At 58.9% G+C, this 17,513-nt stretch carries 16 protein-coding genes; 6 read left to right on the forward strand and 10 right to left on the reverse strand.

Annotated elements, in window-relative coordinates; genetic code table 11:
• Together B3797_RS00125 and B3797_RS00130 are read right to left on the reverse strand one after the other, a co-directional pair.
• A partial coding sequence (locus B3797_RS00125; protein ID WP_414693018.1) for a YncE family protein occupies positions 1-446 on the reverse strand: 446 nt, incomplete at its 3' end.
• Between the two features lie 126 nt (positions 447-572).
• Positions 573-1,490: a LysR family transcriptional regulator gene (locus B3797_RS00130; protein ID WP_311790036.1), complete on the reverse strand. Its 918-nt coding sequence runs from the start codon at positions 1,488-1,490 to the stop codon at positions 573-575.
• A gap of 86 nt (positions 1,491-1,576) precedes the next feature.
• On the opposite strand from B3797_RS00130, the gene B3797_RS00135 reads away from it, so the two are divergent.
• Entirely contained in the window at positions 1,577-2,653 is a 1,077-nt protein-coding gene (locus B3797_RS00135) for a tartrate dehydrogenase (RefSeq protein ID WP_311790037.1), read from the forward strand.
• Here the strand turns inward: B3797_RS00135 and B3797_RS00140 are convergent.
• The 3 genes from B3797_RS00140 to B3797_RS00150 form a co-directional block, all read right to left on the reverse strand.
• On the reverse strand, positions 2,650-3,978 hold the full coding sequence (locus B3797_RS00140; protein WP_311790038.1) for a glycoside hydrolase family 28 protein: 1,329 nt from the start codon (positions 3,976-3,978) through the stop codon (positions 2,650-2,652). The genes B3797_RS00135 and B3797_RS00140 overlap by 4 nt on opposite strands.
• Before the next feature lie 97 nt (positions 3,979-4,075).
• Positions 4,076-4,936, reverse strand: a complete 861-nt coding sequence (locus tag B3797_RS00145) for a BadF/BadG/BcrA/BcrD ATPase family protein (RefSeq protein ID WP_311790039.1) — start codon at positions 4,934-4,936, stop codon at positions 4,076-4,078.
• Between the two features lie 2 nt (positions 4,937-4,938).
• Positions 4,939-6,192 carry an MFS transporter gene (locus tag B3797_RS00150; protein WP_311790040.1) on the reverse strand — a complete coding sequence of 418 codons (1,254 nt, stop codon included), beginning with the start codon at positions 6,190-6,192 and terminating at the stop codon, positions 4,939-4,941.
• A gap of 388 nt (positions 6,193-6,580) precedes the next feature.
• Between B3797_RS00150 and B3797_RS00155 the strand changes: the two genes are divergently transcribed.
• Together B3797_RS00155 and B3797_RS00160 are read left to right on the forward strand one after the other, a co-directional pair.
• Positions 6,581-7,171, forward strand: a complete 591-nt coding sequence (locus B3797_RS00155) for a hypothetical protein (RefSeq protein ID WP_311790041.1) — start codon at positions 6,581-6,583, stop codon at positions 7,169-7,171.
• 282 nt (positions 7,172-7,453) lie between these two features.
• Entirely contained in the window at positions 7,454-9,844 is a 2,391-nt protein-coding gene (locus B3797_RS00160) for a glucose/quinate/shikimate family membrane-bound PQQ-dependent dehydrogenase (protein ID WP_311790042.1), read from the forward strand.
• A 44-nt stretch (positions 9,845-9,888) separates the two neighbouring features.
• Here B3797_RS00160 and B3797_RS00165 read toward each other — a convergent pair whose 3' ends face one another.
• From B3797_RS00165 to B3797_RS00175, 3 genes are all read right to left on the reverse strand, one after another.
• Entirely contained in the window at positions 9,889-11,091 is a 1,203-nt protein-coding gene (locus tag B3797_RS00165) for an MFS transporter (RefSeq protein WP_311790043.1), read from the reverse strand.
• 107 nt (positions 11,092-11,198) lie between these two features.
• Positions 11,199-12,089: a LysR family transcriptional regulator gene (locus B3797_RS00170; protein WP_311790044.1), complete on the reverse strand. Its 891-nt coding sequence runs from the start codon at positions 12,087-12,089 to the stop codon at positions 11,199-11,201.
• Between the two features lie 69 nt (positions 12,090-12,158).
• Positions 12,159-12,527 (reverse strand): helix-turn-helix domain-containing protein, encoded by a 369-nt coding sequence (locus tag B3797_RS00175; protein ID WP_103793698.1) that lies wholly within the window; start codon positions 12,525-12,527, stop codon positions 12,159-12,161.
• A 186-nt stretch (positions 12,528-12,713) separates the two neighbouring features.
• On the opposite strand from B3797_RS00175, the gene B3797_RS00180 reads away from it, so the two are divergent.
• From B3797_RS00180 to B3797_RS00190, 3 genes are all read left to right on the forward strand, one after another.
• The gene (locus B3797_RS00180; RefSeq protein ID WP_120455248.1) at positions 12,714-13,373 is read left to right on the forward strand and encodes a response regulator; all 660 of its coding nucleotides are present in this window, start codon (positions 12,714-12,716) and stop codon (positions 13,371-13,373) included.
• A complete protein-coding gene (locus tag B3797_RS00185; protein ID WP_311790045.1) occupies positions 13,370-14,725 on the forward strand; it encodes a sensor histidine kinase in 1,356 nt (451 codons plus the stop codon). Before B3797_RS00180 ends, B3797_RS00185 begins: the two co-directional genes overlap by 4 nt.
• A gap of 275 nt (positions 14,726-15,000) precedes the next feature.
• Positions 15,001-15,867 carry a nucleoside-specific channel-forming protein Tsx gene (locus B3797_RS00190; protein ID WP_311783290.1) on the forward strand — a complete coding sequence of 289 codons (867 nt, stop codon included), beginning with the start codon at positions 15,001-15,003 and terminating at the stop codon, positions 15,865-15,867.
• A gap of 204 nt (positions 15,868-16,071) precedes the next feature.
• Here B3797_RS00190 and yjdN read toward each other — a convergent pair whose 3' ends face one another.
• The gene (yjdN, locus tag B3797_RS00195; protein ID WP_311783291.1) at positions 16,072-16,509 is read right to left on the reverse strand and encodes a VOC family metalloprotein YjdN; all 438 of its coding nucleotides are present in this window, start codon (positions 16,507-16,509) and stop codon (positions 16,072-16,074) included.
• Between the two features lie 72 nt (positions 16,510-16,581).
• Positions 16,582-17,478, reverse strand: a complete 897-nt coding sequence (locus B3797_RS00200) for a LysR family transcriptional regulator (protein ID WP_311783292.1) — start codon at positions 17,476-17,478, stop codon at positions 16,582-16,584.
• Positions 17,479-17,513: the final 35 nt, after the last annotated feature.

The raw sequence follows: 17,513 nt of genomic DNA on the forward strand, positions 1-17,513 counted from the left end.
GATCCCTTCTCGTTGCGCTCGCTGAACAGCGTGCGTGCCAGCACCTTGCCCTTCACCGGATCGATCTTCGAGACGCCACCATCCAGCGTGTTGGTCACGTAGAGCAGACTGCCGTCATCGTTCATGGTCATACCGAAGTTCTTCAGATCGGTATAGCCTTTGCCGGTGGTCTCCAGCGTGGCGGGATCGAGGCGATAGATGACGCCGCCGCTGACATCCTTAAAGGCGTCGGCGCTGGCGACGTAAAGCGCTTTAGCGCCTGGCGCGTAGGCCATCTCGTACAGACCAAAGGCGAGTTCGCGCTGTTTCACCTGTGAGGCGGCGGTCTGCGCGGCGGCGGTCGGGGCTTCGGCTTTTTTCGCCGGCGCCTGACAGGCTGTCAGGCCAAAAGCGGCGGCAATCGCCAGAGCAAGCGCGGCGTTGCGCGGACTGAACAGAGGTTTCATGCATGACTCCCTTAGCGAATGAGTCGCCTCCACCCGGTTAATCCGCAGCGGCCAGCGCTCAAAAAGAATGAGAATCATACTCATTAACAATCAATGTGTAAATATTAACCCGCCGCGACGACAGCGTTACGCCTCCTGCTGTAAACGCGCCTGTAAAAAATCGACGAAGGCGGTAATACGCGCCGGAAGCTGACGCTGCGCCTGCCATACCGCGAAAATATCACCGTCAGGCGCCTGCCATTCCGGCAGAACGTGCAGCAGCTCGCCCCGTTCAATGGCGTGCTGCGCATCCCACCACGAGCGCAGCAGGATGCCGTGACCGTCCAGCGCCATGCGCATCGCCACCTCGCCGTCATTAGTGAGCAGACTGCCACGCACCTTCTGGCTGCTGCTCTCACCCCCCTTAACAAAGCGCCACAGGGTAAAGTCCCCTTCATGCTGGCGCAGCAGAATGCAGTTGTGCTGCGCCAGCCCATGAATATCGGCGGGCAGTCCGCAGCGGGCCGCGTAAGCGGGTGAACAGCAAAGGATGCGCGGATTAGTGCGCAGCCGACGCGCCACCAACCTTGAATCGGGCGGTTCGCCGACGCGCACATCGATATCCACGTTAGCGTCGAGAAAATTGAGCGGCTGGCTGCTGAGCTGCAGCGAAAGCGACAGGTCGGGATGCAGAGCCGCGAATGCCGAGACGCAGGGAGCGACGTGGCGGCGTCCAAAGCCGAACGAGGCGTTGATATTCAGCGTGCCGCGCAGCGTCTGCGTCTGGCCGCTTACCGCCTCCTCCAGCGCCGCCAGCTGATCGAGCAGCGGACGCGCGCCGTCCAGATAGCGGCGTCCTTCTGCCGTCAGCTCCAGACGCCGCGTGGTGCGCCTGAGCAGCTGCACGCCGAGCCGTCGCTCAAGCTGGCTGAGGCGCTTGCTGACCGCCGCCAGCGATAAACCGAGATCGCGCGCCGCCGCCGTCAGGCTGCCAAGGGTAGCGATACGCACAAAGAAGGCGAGATCGTCGGTCGAAGTGCGGGATTCTTTACTTTGATTCAACATTGGCTTGCGTTTCAGGCTAATTATTTCCCGGTGATGCAAAGTTATACTGCGCAGACAATTCGAACATCAACCCTGTGAGGTGCCCTGTGACTGAAAAAATCCATCGTATTGCCGTGATCCCCGGCGACGGTATCGGTAAAGAGGTGATGCCGGAAGGCATCCGCGTGATGAATGCGGCGGCTGAAAAATTTGGTATCGCGCTGCGCTGGGAGTGGTTCGATTTCGCCAGCGCCGAATACTGGCAGCAACACGGCAAGATGCTGCCCGATGACTGGTTTGCGCAGCTGAAAACCTTCGATGCGATCTACTTCGGCGCGGTGGGATGGCCTGAGATCGTGCCGGATCACGTCTCGCTGTGGGGATCGCTGCTCCAGTTCCGCCGCGAGTTCGACCAGTACGTTAATTTACGACCGGTGCGCCTGATGCCCGGCGTTAAGGCACCGCTGGCGAACCGCAAACCGGGTGATATCGACTTTTACGTGGTGCGTGAAAATACCGAAGGCGAATACTCCAGCGTCGGCGGCACGATGTTCCCCGGCACCGAGCGTGAAGTGGTGATCCAGGAGACCGTGATGACGCGCACCGGCGTCGATCGCATCCTGAAATTTGCCTACGAGCTGGCAAACAGCCGCCCGAAAAAGCACCTGACCTCCGCCACGAAATCCAACGGCATCGCCATCACTATGCCCTACTGGGACAAGCGGGTTGAGGCGATGGGCGAGCACTATCCGCAGGTCAAAGTCGATAAGTATCATATCGATATTCTTACCGCCAATTTCGTGCTGCATCCTGACTGGTTCGACGTGGTGGTCGCCAGCAACCTGTTCGGCGATATCCTCTCCGATCTCGGCCCGGCCTGTACCGGCACCATCGGCATTGCGCCCTCCGCTAACATCAACCCTGACCGCACCTTCCCTAGCCTGTTCGAACCGGTACACGGCTCCGCGCCCGATATCGCCGGTAAAGGCGTGGCGAATCCCATCGGCCAGATCTGGTGCGGCGCGATGATGCTGGAACACCTGGGTTATAAAGAGGCGGGCGACGCGGTGCTTGACGCTATCGAACGCACGCTGGCGCAGGGCGAATGCCTGACGCGCGATCTTGGCGGCGACGCAGACACCGAAGCGCTTGGCGCAGCGATCGCCGCCGCGCTCAACGCTTAATCCACATCAAACAGCTCTGTATGCCAGCCTGGCGGTAGCGGCTCAGGCCGCTCAACCGCCAGGTGATGCCAGCGCAGGTTCTCAACGCCGCGTGCGAACAGCGCGGGCAGGCCGTCGGGATAACGCTCTACGCCGTACGCTTCGCCGGTTCTGGGGTCGAGCTTATAGGCATTATCCAGTCCCATGCCGGTTGGCGCGTCCGGGTTGCACGGCGGCCGAATATCATACTGTCCCTGCGCGCTATCATGGCTCAGCGTCTGGCGCAGCTGCACACTGGCGATCAGCACGTCGCGGATATCGCCCGGCCGCGCCGCATGCAGGTTGATCGCCCCTTCCGCCACGCCGACAACATTGCTGAACTGCACCTGCTCAACCCTGCCGGGCATAATGTCAGGACTGCGGCTGCGTACTGAAATAAACAGCGGGTCGGCCTTTCCCCAGTGGCAAGGCGGCGCATGATGACAGACAAAGGTCAGCTGGCTGAACAGCAAACGCCGCAGGGCGCCGCCGTCGCGAGACAGAATGCCTACGGCGCGATTGGAGTCAAATATGGTGCAGCCGGTGACCGTCACATCTTCCACATCATCCCAGGTTTCGGTGCCGATTTTAAAGGCGCAGCTGTAGCTGCGTAGCTGGCAGTTGCTAATCATAATCTGCCGCGCCGGACGCCGCAGAGCCGCTGGTTTGTGGGTGGTTTTAATGCAGATAGCGTCATCGGCAGCGCTGAGGTAGCAGTTACTGACAAACACCGCCTCGCAGCTGTCGATATCCAGCGCGTCGGTATTCGGCATGGTCATGGCGTTGTCGATGGTGAGATGGTCGATATGCACATGTCGGCAGCTTACCAGATGCACAGTCCACATCGGGGCCTGCACAATGGTAAAGTCCTCCAGCCGCACCTGTTCGCAATCTTCAAACACAATAATGCGTGGCCTGTCGGCGCGCGGCAGTCGGTAGCCCTGCTCGTCACGCCCGGTGGCGAACCAGGCTTCGCCGTCGCCGTCAATGCGGCCAGTGCCGCTGATGGTGAGATTGCGCTGACCAAGGGCGTAGAGCAGCACATTGTGCGACTTCTCGGCGCTGCTCAGCGCCTGGAACGGCTGGTAATCGGCCAGCCGCTGACTGGCGATCAGCACTGCGCCCGCTTCAAGGTGCAGTTCAAAATCTGAAGGCAGATTCAGGCAGCCGCTGCGGTAACGCCCGGCAGGCACCGTCAGGCGCCCGCCGCCCGCGGCAGCGATCTGATCGATGGCGTATTGCAGCACCGCCGTATCCAGGGTTTCGCCATCGGCGGCAGGATGAAAATCAGCAAGGGAAAGGTTCATAGTGCGGCTCCTGTTAAGAAAGAAGCCGCTATTTCAACGCGGAGAGCGTGAGGAAACCTTTCTCTGGCCGCCACCTCGCTGCTTTGTGAAATATCTCTCAAAAACAGGCGCGGCGGGCCAGCTCCAGTGCGCCGCTCAGCGCGTCGCCCTGCGGAGAGACCAGCAAGCGCCGCAGCGTTTCCGGCAGATAAGGTGCAATGGGTTGCGCCAGACCGCCCATCAGCGCCAGTTTACCGCTCTGGCGCGCCAGCAGAGGTTGTGTCATCAGAGCAATCTCCTCTGCGCTCTGCCGCACCAGTGTCAGGCCATGAATATCATCCTGCTGAGCGGCGGCGAAAATTTCCGGCACTACGCTACCCCAGTCGGCGGTCGTCGCCCGCTGCGACCAAAGCAGCAGTGTTTCAGCATCTTCCGCGAACCGGGACATCAGACACTGCGTCAGCGGCGAGGCGGGTACAACTCCTTCATGCGCCAGCAGCGCCAGCCGTAGCGCGCGCTGCCCCAACACCGCGCCGGAACCGAGATCGGAAAGCGCAAAACCCCATCCGCCGAGCAGCGTAAAGTTTTCGCCATCCCAGCAGGCCCCCTGGCTTCCTGTACCGACAATAAACACTGCGCCTGGCGCGCCACCATGCGCGCCAGTACAGGCGATTTCTACATCAGTGACTACGCGTAGCGAGGCGCAGAGCGGCCGCCAGTCAGCAAGACGCCGCTGGACAGAGGGCACGTTAGCCCCTGCCAGACCGGCAACGATATGAAACTGCGCGGCGGAGAGCTGCGCCTTATCGGCAACCTGAGCTATCAGCGCGTCAAGCTCGCCGATAGCGGCATTATAAGCGGAGAAGACATTCGCCGGGCCGCCTTCAGCCTGCGCCAGGATCTTACCGTGTTCATCAGTCAGTCGGGCGCGGCAGCGAGTACCGCCGCCATCAATGCCAAGATAGTAGTGAGAAACCATATTCAATTCCGCGTAGCTTCATGTTGAGGATCATTCTCCAGCTTCTGGCGCTTGCGTAAATGCGGAAACAGCGCCATCCACAGCCCCACCACCACCAGCGTGCCGATGCCGCCAATCGCCGCGGCGGGCACTGCGCCGAACCAGGCGGCCAGCATCCCCGACTCGAACTCGCCGAGCTGGTTCGAGGTATTGATAAAAATGGCATTAACCGCGTTAACGCGGCCGCGCATATCATCCGGCGTATCGAGCTGCACCAGCGCGCCGCGGATCACCATGCTCACCATATCGAATCCGCCGAGCGCGGCCAGCGCCAGCAGCGACAGCCAGAGCTGGGTGGAGAGCGCAAACACCAGCGTGGCGATGCCGAATCCTGCCACCGAGCCGAACATGATCATACCGACATGTTTCTCCAGCTTATTGCGGCTCAGCCACAATCCCACCAGCAGGGCGCCCACCGAAGGCGCGCCGCGCAGCAGACCAAGCCCCCAGGGGCCAGTGTGGAGAATATCCTGGGCAAATATCGGCAGCAGCGCCGTCGCGCCGCCGAGCAACACGGCGAAAAGATCCAGCGAAATCACGCCGAGCACATCTTTACGATCGCGGATAAAGCGCACGCCGGCAAAAAGGTTCGGCAGATTCATCGGCAGACGCGTCTGCGGTGGACGCTCATAGCGCAGGCGGGCCACCAGGAAAAGCGACAGCAGATAAAAGGCGGCAGAGACGCCATAAACCACGTCTGGTCCGGCGACATAGAGCAGACCGCCCAGCGTGGGGCCGACAATAACCGCCGCCTGGCTGCCAACCGACGTCGAGGCCATGGCGCGCGCAAGAATAGCGGGCGGCACCAGCGCAGGCAGCATCGAGGTAATTGCGGGCCACTCCAGCGCTTTCGCCACCGAGATAAGGAACACCAGCCCCCAGATTTCGATTTTGCCTGCCCACTGAAACAGGGTTAACAGCACCAGCGCCCCTAGCGCGACAAACTCTATCAGCTGGCCCAGCAGGACGATGCGGCGTCGGTCGAACTGATCGGCCAGATGACCGGCAGGCAGCGCCAGCAGCACCGACGGCAGAAACTGCATCAGGCCAATAATCCCCAGCGCCATAGCGCTGCCGGTAAGGGCGTAGATCTGCCAGCTAATGGCGACGGAGAACATCTGAAAGCCAAACGATGAGCAGGTGCGCGCCAGCCAGAAAGCGACGAACGCCCGGTGTTTTAACAGCGAATCATCCGCTGTCGATGCCATAGAATCCATAATATATCCCGTTGATCACTCTGCCGGCTCACGTCATAGCGTGAGCCTCTCTTTTTTATCCGCGCAGGCGAATGCGTAGCACAGCGTGCTTGATTTCACGCCCCCTGGCAATGTCGGGATGTGCTTTGTCAGGCGGGTAAAATGGCACGTCTGGCATTGGGTTAATTACTGACTATTATCAGACTATTTATTTCCAGAAACCCAAAATTAGTACCAGAAAATTATTAAAGGTTTCATTATAATGTCTGCTAATTGCCGCGCGGCAAGGCGCATAAAAAGGGTGACGCCTTTAATAATTCCGTTTTATATTGAGTCCAGCAGTAACCTGAGCGTTACCTTGAAAAACAATTTTCAATTTTGTCCGACTTTTTCTTTTAACCAGAGATGCATGGAAAATAGCTTGTACAATCCATATGTTACTGAAAATATTCTCTGCCCGGCAGGTACGCTGCTGGGTTTTTGTTATTCAAAACCTTACTTACTGGATGATGTTAAAGAAACCAATAATAATACCGACATAGTTGCGTGGACGAATCATTCTGCAAATGAAGCAGCCTTAATGATTATTCCCGTCGCGGTAAAGCAGCTTAAACAAATCATTGCCGCGCCGGAACAATATTGTAACTGGCAAAATTCACGGATCCGTCTTGCCATTAACTATGAGGCGCTGAAAGAGTGCCGCCTCGCTTTGCCTGAAATAACAAATATTTTTCACTTCTGGCTACTCGACTTTGCCCCGCCCGGCGCTGACTGGCGGCTGATAGAATCTTTTCCTTTTTCCGGCATCGTGTTAAGCGAAGATTTCTTTAACGCTAATTATCAAAAATTCACCTTTCCCTTTTTATTATCTTCATTTGCTGAAAGAGACATTAAGGTTATTGTCCGCAGCGCTCAGCCCGCGCCGCCCGCCGAGGTGATGAAGGCGTTGAATATATCTGGCTGGCAGCAGCAGCGACGCGCAGGCTCCCTGCTTAGCTGAATTACCGAGGAAAAACCCAACCGCTAGCGTTATGGGCGCAGGCTTCGCGCCATAACGCAGCGTAAAACCCCATAAAATGTCGTCCTAATTACGCGCTCAAGCGCAAAGCGCTAAAAAAATCAAACCTCTTAACGTTTTTGCTATAAAATTTAACTCACATGGATTGCGTTGCTCACGGAAAGAGCAGCATTGAACACCTGCTTTCTTACGTACTTTATGACGTGAAAACAGCCTAATGCGTTGTTTTCTGTGTTTTTATGGCAAAAAAACGAGGTCGACATTATGGGGAAAAGTTCCTCATCTTTTGGCGTAATTCGTTTCCTGACGGTACTGTTCGCATTCCTGACGGGCGCGTTTATGCTGATTGGCGGTGGTTGGTTAGCCGCTATCGGAGGTTCCTGGTATTACGTTATCGGCGGTGTGGTTATGCTTATCACCGCTTATCTGCTGTCACGTCGCAAAAGCACCGCGCTGGTTCTCTATGCGCTGCTGCTGATCGGCACCCTGATTTGGGGCGTGTGGGAAGTCGGTACTGACTTCTGGGCCCTGGCGCCGCGCACCGACGTGCTGGTGATCTTCGGCGTCTGGCTGATCCTGCCCTTTGTTTACCGTAGCGTAAACGCCGGCAGCAAAGCCGCGCTGGGCAGCATGGCTGTGGCGCTGATTGCCAGCGCTCTCGTGCTGGCCTATGCGGTGTTTAACGATCCGCAGACGGTGAACGGCAAGCTGCCGGAAACCGCGCAGAACGCCACGCCAGCACAGCCGCTGAGCAATATCGACGACGCCGACTGGCCCGCCTATGCGCGTGACCAGCAGGGCACCCGCTTCTCCCCGCTGAAGCAGATCAACGAAGGGAACGTGAAGAACCTGCAGGTTGCCTGGCAGTTCCAGACCGGCGATCTGAAAACCCCGAACGATCCGGGTGAAATCACCGACGAAGTGACGCCGATTAAGGTTCGCGACACCCTTTATCTCTGCTCGCCACACCAGATCCTGTTCGCGCTCGACGCGACCACCGGCAAGCAGAAGTGGAAATTCGATCCGGGCCTGAAACCGAACCCGACCTTCCAGCATGTCACCTGTCGCGGCGTCTCTTACCACGAAGTGCCTGCTGCGGCCGATGCTGCTAACAACCAGCCTGCGCTCTGCTCGCGCCGTATTTACCTGCCGGTAAACGATGGTCGCCTGTTCGCGCTGGATGCGGAAACTGGCGCGCGCTGCCCTGCCTTCGGCAACAACGGCGAGCTGGATCTGCAGCACAAGCAGCCGGTTACTACCTCCGGTCAGTATGAGCCGACCTCACCGCCGGTTATCACCGATACCACTATCGTGATTGCGGGCGCGGTAACCGATAACTACTCGACCCGCGAGCCGTCAGGCGTGATCCGCGGCTTCGACGTTAACACCGGCAAACTGCTGTGGGTCTTCGATCCGGGCGCGAAAGATCCTAACGCTATCCCGGCTGACGAACACACCTTCACCATGAACTCGCCGAACTCCTGGGCGCCGGCGGTTTACGATCCGAAACTGGATACCGTTTACCTGCCGATGGGCGTTTCTACCCCGGATATCTGGGGCGGCAACCGTACGCCGGAGCAGGAGCGTTATGCGAGCAGCGTGCTGGCGTTGAACGCCACCACCGGTAAGCTGGTATGGTCCTATCAGACCGTACACCACGACCTGTGGGACATGGACCTGCCGTCGCAGCCGACGCTGGCCGATATCACCGATAAAGACGGCAATACCGTTCCGGTGATCTACGCCCCGGCGAAAACCGGTAACATCTTTGTGCTGGATCGCCGTACCGGCAAGCCGGTTGTACCTGCGCCGGAAACCCCGGTTCCACAGGGTGCAGCGAAAGGTGACCACGTTTCGCCGACGCAGCCTTACTCCGAGCTTACCTTCCGTCCGAAGCAGAATCTGACGGACAAGGATATGTGGGGCGCAACCCTGTATGACCAGCTGGTGTGCCGCGTGATCTTCAAGCGTCTGCGCTACGAAGGTCCGTTCACTCCGCCGTCCGAGCAGGGCACGCTGGTGTTCCCGGGCAACCTGGGCATGTTCGAATGGGGCGGTATTGCGGTCGATCCGCATCGCCAGATCGCTATTGCCAACCCGATGGCGCTGCCGTTTGTTTCTAAACTGGTGCCGCGCGGTCCGGGCAACCCGATCGAGCCGCCAGAAGGCGCGAACGGTGGTTCAGGCACCGAAACCGGTATCCAGCCGCAGTACGGCGTGCCGTACGGCGTTGAGCTGAACCCGTTTCTGTCGCCGTTTGGTCTGCCGTGTAAACAGCCGGCCTGGGGCTACGTTTCTGCTGTCGACCTGAAAACCAATGAAGTCGTCTGGAAGAAACGTATCGGCACCACGCGCGACAGCGCGCCGGTTCCGCTGCCGTTCAAGATGGGTATGCCGATGCTGGGTGGCCCAATCGCCACTGCCGGTAAGGTGTTCTTTATCGGTGCGACCGCAGATAACTATCTGCGCGCTTTCAGCACCGAAACCGGTGAGCAGCTGTGGCAGGCGCGTCTGCCGGCTGGCGGCCAGGCGACCCCGATGACCTATGAAGCGAACGGCAAGCAGTACATTGTCATCGCAGCAGGCGGTCATGGCTCCTTCGGCACCAAGCTGGGCGACTATGTTATTGCCTATGCGCTGCCTGATGAGAAATAAGCCTCATTGAGGTGATTAAAAAAGCGGACTTCGGTCCGCTTTTTTTATTGCTGCTCCTTCTGGCTTTGCCACCAGTTTACCGCCCCGCACAGCACCATCACCGCCGCCGTCAGCAAAAATACCGGCCGCATACCGAACGCCCCGCCAATAAAGCCGCCGAACAGCGGGCCGCTTACCTGGCCGATATACTGCGCCGAGGTAGAGTAGCCAAGCATACGGCCGACCTGCCCTTCCGGCACGCTGTGCCGAATAATCGCCGTGATACAGGGCAACAGGCCGCCCAGCGCCATCCCCATTAAAAGGCGCAGTACCACCAGCTGCCACGCGGCGGTAATAAACGCCTGAGGAATAAGCAGCATCGCGCAGACCAGCAGCCCGGCGCTCAGCACGCGCCAGTGGCCGATACGGTCAGCCAGTTTGCCCAGCCGCGGCGCAGAAAGAATGCTGCCCAGCGCGGCTGCGGCCATCACCAGCCCGGCGGTAACGGTGACGGCGTGATCCCCCTGAACAAACTGCCCGACATAGAGGGTGATAATCGGCTCAATCGACATATTGGCGAAAATCAGCAGCATCCCCGACAGCCACATCAGCCTTACTACGCCGTGATTGAGGTGGCCGGACGCGCTGTCGGCGCGACGCGTCGCCGCAGGCTGGCGCGGCAGCTCTTTAAGCAGAAAAGTGGTCGCCAGAAAGGCGAGAAAGATCACGCCGCCGGTCAGCCAAAAGGTATGGCGAATGCCAATCAGCGGCGGCAGCACGCCGCCTAACAGCGGGCCGACGACATTGCCCGCCATAATCCCGGATGAGAGCACGCCGAGCGCCCAGCCCGTCTGCGCCTTCGGCGTCTGGGACGCCACCAGAATGGTTGAGCCGGAGGCGTAGCCGCCAAGCAGCCCCGCCAGCAGGCGCAGCGCCACCAGCTGCCAGGGCGCGCTTGCCATGCCGATCAGTGCCATCGCGATCGCCATGCCGAGGCTGGCGCGGATCAGCATCAGCTTGCGGCCATAGCGATCCGCCAGCCTGCCCCAGAGCGGCGCGGTCAGCGCGGCGCTGAAGAAGGTCGCGCCATAGGCCAGCCCGGACCAGCGCGCGATGGCCGCCGGTTCCGTCACGCCAAGCTGACGCACATAGAGCGGCAGAAACGGCAGCAGTAGCGTCATCGCCACGATAGTGCTGAACGAGCCCAGCACGCATACCCATAAGTTACGCTTCCAGATTTGCGCGTCTGGCGCGGCGATCGCTTCCATAAAGCCCTCCGTCTTATTTGACCTTCAGGCTAGCGATGTTGATGCGCGAACAACAGTCCCGCCGCGATAATTACTCAGCGCCGCCCGCTGTTGCCAGACAGCAACAATCAGCCGCTCAGCGCGGCGATAAGCGCGTCGCACAGCAGGCTGATCGGCGCGGCGGGCTGCGCCTCTTTCAGCAGCAGATAGCTCTGCAGGCGATCCATCTGCCACTCCGTCAGCAGCTGGGTGATTTCGCCGCGCGCCAGTGCCGCCTGCGCCATATAGGAAGGCAGATAGGCGATGCCGCTGCCCGCCTGCGCGGCGTTGAGCAACGCCATGCTGTTGTTGGCGCGAAAGCGGCTGCGCACGTCGATCGCCAGTCGTTGCTTATCGCGGCGAAAAGGGAGCGCGGCGGTATGCGCCGGGCCGTGAAACATCAGCAAATCGTGGCGCGGCAGCATATCGGGATGAGTAACGGGCGGGCGCTGCGCCAGATAGTCCGGCGCGGCGTAGAGTCCCCAGTCGATATTACCTAACACCCGAACGTGCGCCCCCTGCGGCGCGCGGGCGCGAATAACGATGGCGATATCGACCTGCTCTTCCAGCCGATCGCTGCCGCGATCGGTCAGGTCGAGATCGACGTTGATATGGATATGGCGACGCAGAAAAGGATTGAGCGCTGGTACCACGCACTGGCAGCCGTAGGTGACCGGCGCCTGCAGCCGCACGTTGCCTGCAACGTTCTGATGCAGCTGCTGGACAAAGGCGTCGGCGCGATGCATCTCCGCCAGCATGCGGGTGCAGAAAGGATAGTAAGCCTGGCCCAGCTCGGTCAGCGCCAGTTTGCGCGTGGTGCGCTGCAGCAGCTTAAATCCCAGCCGCACCTCAAGCCGGGCGATCTCCCGGCTGACGTGGGATTTCGACAGGCCGAGCGCGCGCGCGGCTTCGCTGAAGCTCCTGCACTCCACCACGCGGGCGAACATCATCATCGCCGTTAAGTTTTCGCTGTTATCCATGATTGTCTTTGTCCGCCGGAAAAAAGCAGACTAAACAATTCAGCGATCCGTTACACCTGTTTGCTGACCTTAGCTCGCCATCGCCAGCGGGAACAGCAGCCGGTCCGGCTCGACGCGCCGTTGGCGTCGCAGCTGCCCTGGAGTCACGCGGAAATAATTTTTAAAGGTGCGCGTATAGGCCTGCTGGGTATCGAAACCGTAGTTCATCGCCACCTGCAGAATCGCCTCGTTGCTGTTCAGCAGCAGCAGAGCGGATTCGGTCAGACGGCGCTGGCGAATATACTCCGCCAGCGAAAAGCCGGTATGCTGACGAAACAGACGCTGCAGGTGCCAGCGGGAATAGCCCGAGCGGCGCGAGACCTCATCCAGATGCAGATCCTGACCTAAGTTGTTTTCAATCCACTGCAGCAAACTACGAATAAATTCGCGCTGATTCATGAGTTCCTCCTGATACGGCATGATCTTCAGTGAACCCACTTTAACGCAGGAAATTTATCCCTTAATTAGCGGAAAATTAGCGCAGAATTAGCATCGCGCGCCGCAGGGCGCGCTGTGCGGCAGCTTTAATTCTGTGCTAATAATCCCGGCGTAAACTGCGGCTACTTATCAACGAGGAGATTTTTCATGCGCGTGCTACTGGTGGAGGATGATGAAATGATCGGCGCCAACCTGCAGCAGGCGCTGGAAGCCACAGGCTGGTCGGTTGACTGGGTGCGCGACGGCGTTTTCGCGCATCACGCCTGGAGCGAAGGTGACTATACCTGTGTGCTGCTCGATCTCGGCCTGCCGCGCGACGACGGCCTGCAGGTGCTGAAGCGCGCACGCGGACGCGGCGATACCACGCCGGTGCTGATTTTAACGGCGCGCGATACCGTGGCGCAGCGCGTGCAGGGACTCGACAGCGGCGCCGATGACTACCTTCTGAAGCCTTTCGATCTGCAAGAAGTGCTGGCGCGCATGCGCGCAATTACCCGGCGTCGCCACGGCGCGGCGGACTCGCTGCTCGGCAGCGGCGACGTACAGCTGGATATGATGACGCGCGAAGTGCTCTACAAGGGGCAGCGCGAGCAGCTTACCGCGCGCGAATATGCGCTGCTTTACGCTCTGCTGGAGCGTCCCGGCGCGATCCTGTCGCGGGAACAGCTGGAGAACCGCATCTACGGCTGGGGCGAAGAGGTAACCAGCAACGCGGTCGACGTGCTGATCCACGGCATGCGCCGCAAACTCGACAATGACGCCATCCGCAACGTGCGCGGACTCGGCTGGCGCGTGCCTGCATTATGAAACCTTTTACCTTTATGCGCTCCCTGCGTAATAAATTGCTGAGTACGCTGCTGATTATCCATCTGCTGATGATTGGCGGCGTAACCTGGTACTTCTTCAGCTGCTACGGCGAGATGATTGGCACCATGAAGGATGACCAGCTGTCGAAAATCGCCGACGCCTGGGCGACCAATAAAGAGATCCCGGCGCTGATGCCGCTGATGCTGCACGCCGACAAGGTCAAAAGCGCCTATGTGGTGCAGCTGTGGGACAGCAACGGCAAGCTGCGCGCCAGCTCCTGGCCGGAGCTGCATGCGCCGCTGCAGGCGGAAAAAGGGTGGCACGATATCGACGTCGGCGACTGCAACGAGTGCGCCTGGCGTATCTATACGCGCCCCGGCGAGCCGGGCAGCGAGATCAAGACCATTCAGGTTATGCATAACCTGAGCTATATGCGTTCCGTAATGGTACAGCGCGCGCTGTCGGCCATTATCCCTATGATTTTAATGATGCCGCTCTCGCTGCTGGTGATCTGGCTGGTGGTGCGCAAAATCACCCGCGATCTGCGCGTCGCGTCGCGTGAAATCGCGGCGCAGGAGACGCTGCATCCTCATCTCGTCTCGCCGGAAGGGCTGCCGGACGAGATCCTGCCGCTGGTGGAGGCGTACAACTCGCTGCTCAATAAGCTGCGCGCCGCCTGGTCGTCGCAGCGCCAGTTTCTTGAGGACGCCGCGCACGAACTGCGCACGCCGGTGACCGCGGTAACGCTGCAGCTGGAGAACCTGCGTCAGCATATTCAGCCCGGCGAAGCGAGCCGCCAGTTCGATCAGCTGGAGGCAGGCGTCACGCGCACGCGCCATCTGGTGACGCAGCTGCTTAATATCTCTCGCCAGGAGGATAAAACCGTCGTTGCCTCGGTTGAGCATATTGAGCTGGAAGATCTGCTGAAAGAGAGCATTGAGCAGCTGATGGTGGTGGCCGATAAGCGCGGCATCGATATCGGCTTTAACGGCTCGACCCACTATCGTCTGCAGGCGAGCCGCTCCGAGCTGCGCAGCCTGTTCGATAACCTGATCGGCAACGCCATGCTGCACACGCCGGAAGGCAGTCTGGTGGACGTGCTGCTGCACCGCGTTGGCGATCGTACCGTGGTCGATATCGTTGACAACGGGCTTGGCATGCCGGAAGCCTTTATCGATCGCGCCTTTGATCGCTTTACTCGTGCCCCCACGGTGAAGGCGCAGGGCAGCGGTTTAGGGTTATCAATAGTGCGCAGCGTGGCGCAGAAACACCATATCCAGGTTGCCCTCTCCAACTGTCTCAACCCACAAGGCGCTATCTGCGGTTTGCAGGTTCGCGTCACCCTGCCCTGAATTTCACGTTCGCGCGCGATGCCGACAACGTAAACGGTTGCGGCGTTCCGTTCGCTGCTGCTTATTTTCGTGATGCACTTCACAATTTCACGTAAATGCAATGCAACACATTTTGACAAACGTGAGCAAAATCTATTTTCTATCGCCCTGTAACGGTCAGGCTACGCAGGCTAGAAACCGGCAGTAAAAAACGGTTACATTTCCGCCGCCCTACTCTGGGATTGATTTCACCTTGACTGCGTTCAGGCGTGGTCGAAAGCATGTGGTTAATGAGAATGACATTTAAAACCTTGATAGCAGGAGCCTTGCTGGCGACTTCTCTGGCTGGCAGCGCGCACGCCGCCGAAAGCGATCCGCAATATCTTTCCGACTGGTGGCACCAGAGCGTTAACGTGGTAGGCAGCTATCACACCCGCTTCGGGCCGCAGTTCAATAATGATGTCTATCTGGAATATGAGGCTTTTGCCAAAAAAGACTGGTTCGATTTTTACGGCTACCTCGACCTGACCAACTTCTTCGGCATGGGCAACAGTAACGCCAACGGTATTTTCGACCACGGTTCGCCGATGTTCATGGAAATTGAGCCGCGTTTCTCTATTGATAAGCTGACCGGCACCAGCCTGGCTTTCGGTCCGTTCAAAGAGTGGTATTTCGCCAACAACTATATCTACGATATGGGCCGCAACAGCGATAACCGCCAGAACACCTGGTATATGGGTCTCGGCACCGATATCGATACGCACAGCGACGTTGGTCTGTCGCTTAACGTTTACGCCAAATACCAGTGGGAAAACTACGGCGCGGCGAATGAGAACAGCTGGGATGGCTATCGCTTCAAGGTGAAATATATGGTGCCGATCACCACGCTGTGGGGCGGCAACCTGAGCTATATCGGCTTTACCAACTTTGACTGGGGTTCTGACCTGCGCGACAAGTCAGACGCTTCGCGTACCAGCAACTCCATCGCCTCCAGCCATATTCTGTCGCTGGGTTACGATCACTGGCATATCTCTGCCGTGGCGCGTTATTTCCATAACGGCGGACAGTGGGCGGACGGTCAGGAGCTGAACTTTGGCCGCGGGCCGTTTGAAGTGAAATCGACCGGCTGGGGTTACTACCTGGTGGCGGGCTATAACTTCTGATAGACACGGGCGGCACAGAATGTCGCCGGTTGTGAAAGCGAGCGAGCGCGGGAGAGCTGGCCCGATCGCAAAGACGCAAAAAGCGGCATCCCTGCCAGCTCGGCCCGCCCCTTCCCTGGGGCGGGACGCTTTGCTCCTCGGTCCAGCTCTCCCGCCTGCAGACTTTGATCGCTCTCTGACAGAAACGACCGTACAAACGCCCGCTTAGTGCTGCGGCTTCACCACGTTAATACGCCACGGGATGCCGAATTTATCAATAAACATGGCGAATCCGTTTGACCAGAAGGTCTCCTGCCACGGCGTCGTCACTTTCCCGCCAGCCGACAGTTTCTCAAACCAGGCTTTGCCCTGCTCCACATCGGTAGTCGAAAGGCTTACTGCATAACCGGCATGCTCCGATGCCGGAGGCTGATCGGTATTGCCATCGCTCAGCATCAGCTCGCCCTGACCGATACGCAGATGGGCATGCATAATCTTCTCCGGCGGCAGCGGCGGCGCAGACTGATCGCCAACCTGTTCGCCCTGATCCGGCATATCGCCGAACGTCATTTTATAGAGCAGCTCTCCCTCGGTGGCCTTCAGGTAAAAGTCGATAGCCTCTTCACAACGGCCGTAGAGAAACAGATAAGGACTGACTTGCATCTTCACCTCCATTTGTCGGTTGGATTTTTACAGCACCTTAACAGTGTAGACGATAGAGTTTACCCTTTGTTTTTACTGACAATAACGGCGGAACAGCTGCGCCATGTAGGCGCTCATCGGCGTCAGCGCGGTATCCTTTCGCTGAATCAAATAGAAGGTCGCTTTCGGCAGCGGATCGTCCAGCTCCAGCGCCACCAGCTGATGGCCCAGCACCGGGTCGTTGATCACGTCCACCGACAAAATGCTGACGAAATCGCTCTGCGCCACCAGGCTGGTACAGGCCATAAACGTCTCGCAGGAGACCACGATTTTCGGTGCCATGCCGCGCTCGCTAAAGAGATCGTGCAGCAGGCGATAGTAGCTGCCTTTCGGCGTCGGCATGGTCCAGTTGCACTGCTGTAGCGCCGCCAGCGAACGCGCCTTCTCCATGGGATGCCCTTTACGCATCACCACCCGGTATTCGCGCTGCATCATTTTCTCAAAGCTCAGTTCCTGATCGAGATGGCTCTGATCGTAGGTGTTGATGGTGAAATCAAGCTCGCCCTGGCGCAGCTCTGGGATCATCGACACCAGCTGCCCCTCCACGATACGCACTTTAACCAGCGGGTATTCGCGGTGAAACTGGGTGATCACCTGCGGCATGATGGTGCGCGCCACGCTGCCGCCCACGCCGATATTGACCCGTCCACCCGCCAGCCCAAGCCGCTGCTGAATATCCTCCTGCGCCACACGTAATTCTTCTAAAACCAGGCTGGCATGGCGAAAAAAGTTATCACCCACGTCGGTCATCACCACGCCCTGCTGGCGGCGGATAAAGAGCCGCGCGCCTAAAACCTGCTCAAGTTCCTGAATCGATTTAGTCAATGCAGGCTGGGAAAGCCCGGAGAGACGGCTTGCGGCGCGGATGCTGCCCTGGCGCGCAACCTCAACGAAGGCGCGCAGCTGATGCAGCTTAAGCTGTGACGGCATGATAACCACTGTTTATCAGGAGAAAGATATTTGCA

It is taken from the genome of Pantoea sp. UBA5923 (assembly GCF_002431095.1).
Taxonomy (GTDB): domain Bacteria; phylum Pseudomonadota; class Gammaproteobacteria; order Enterobacterales; family Enterobacteriaceae; genus Pantoea; species Pantoea piersonii.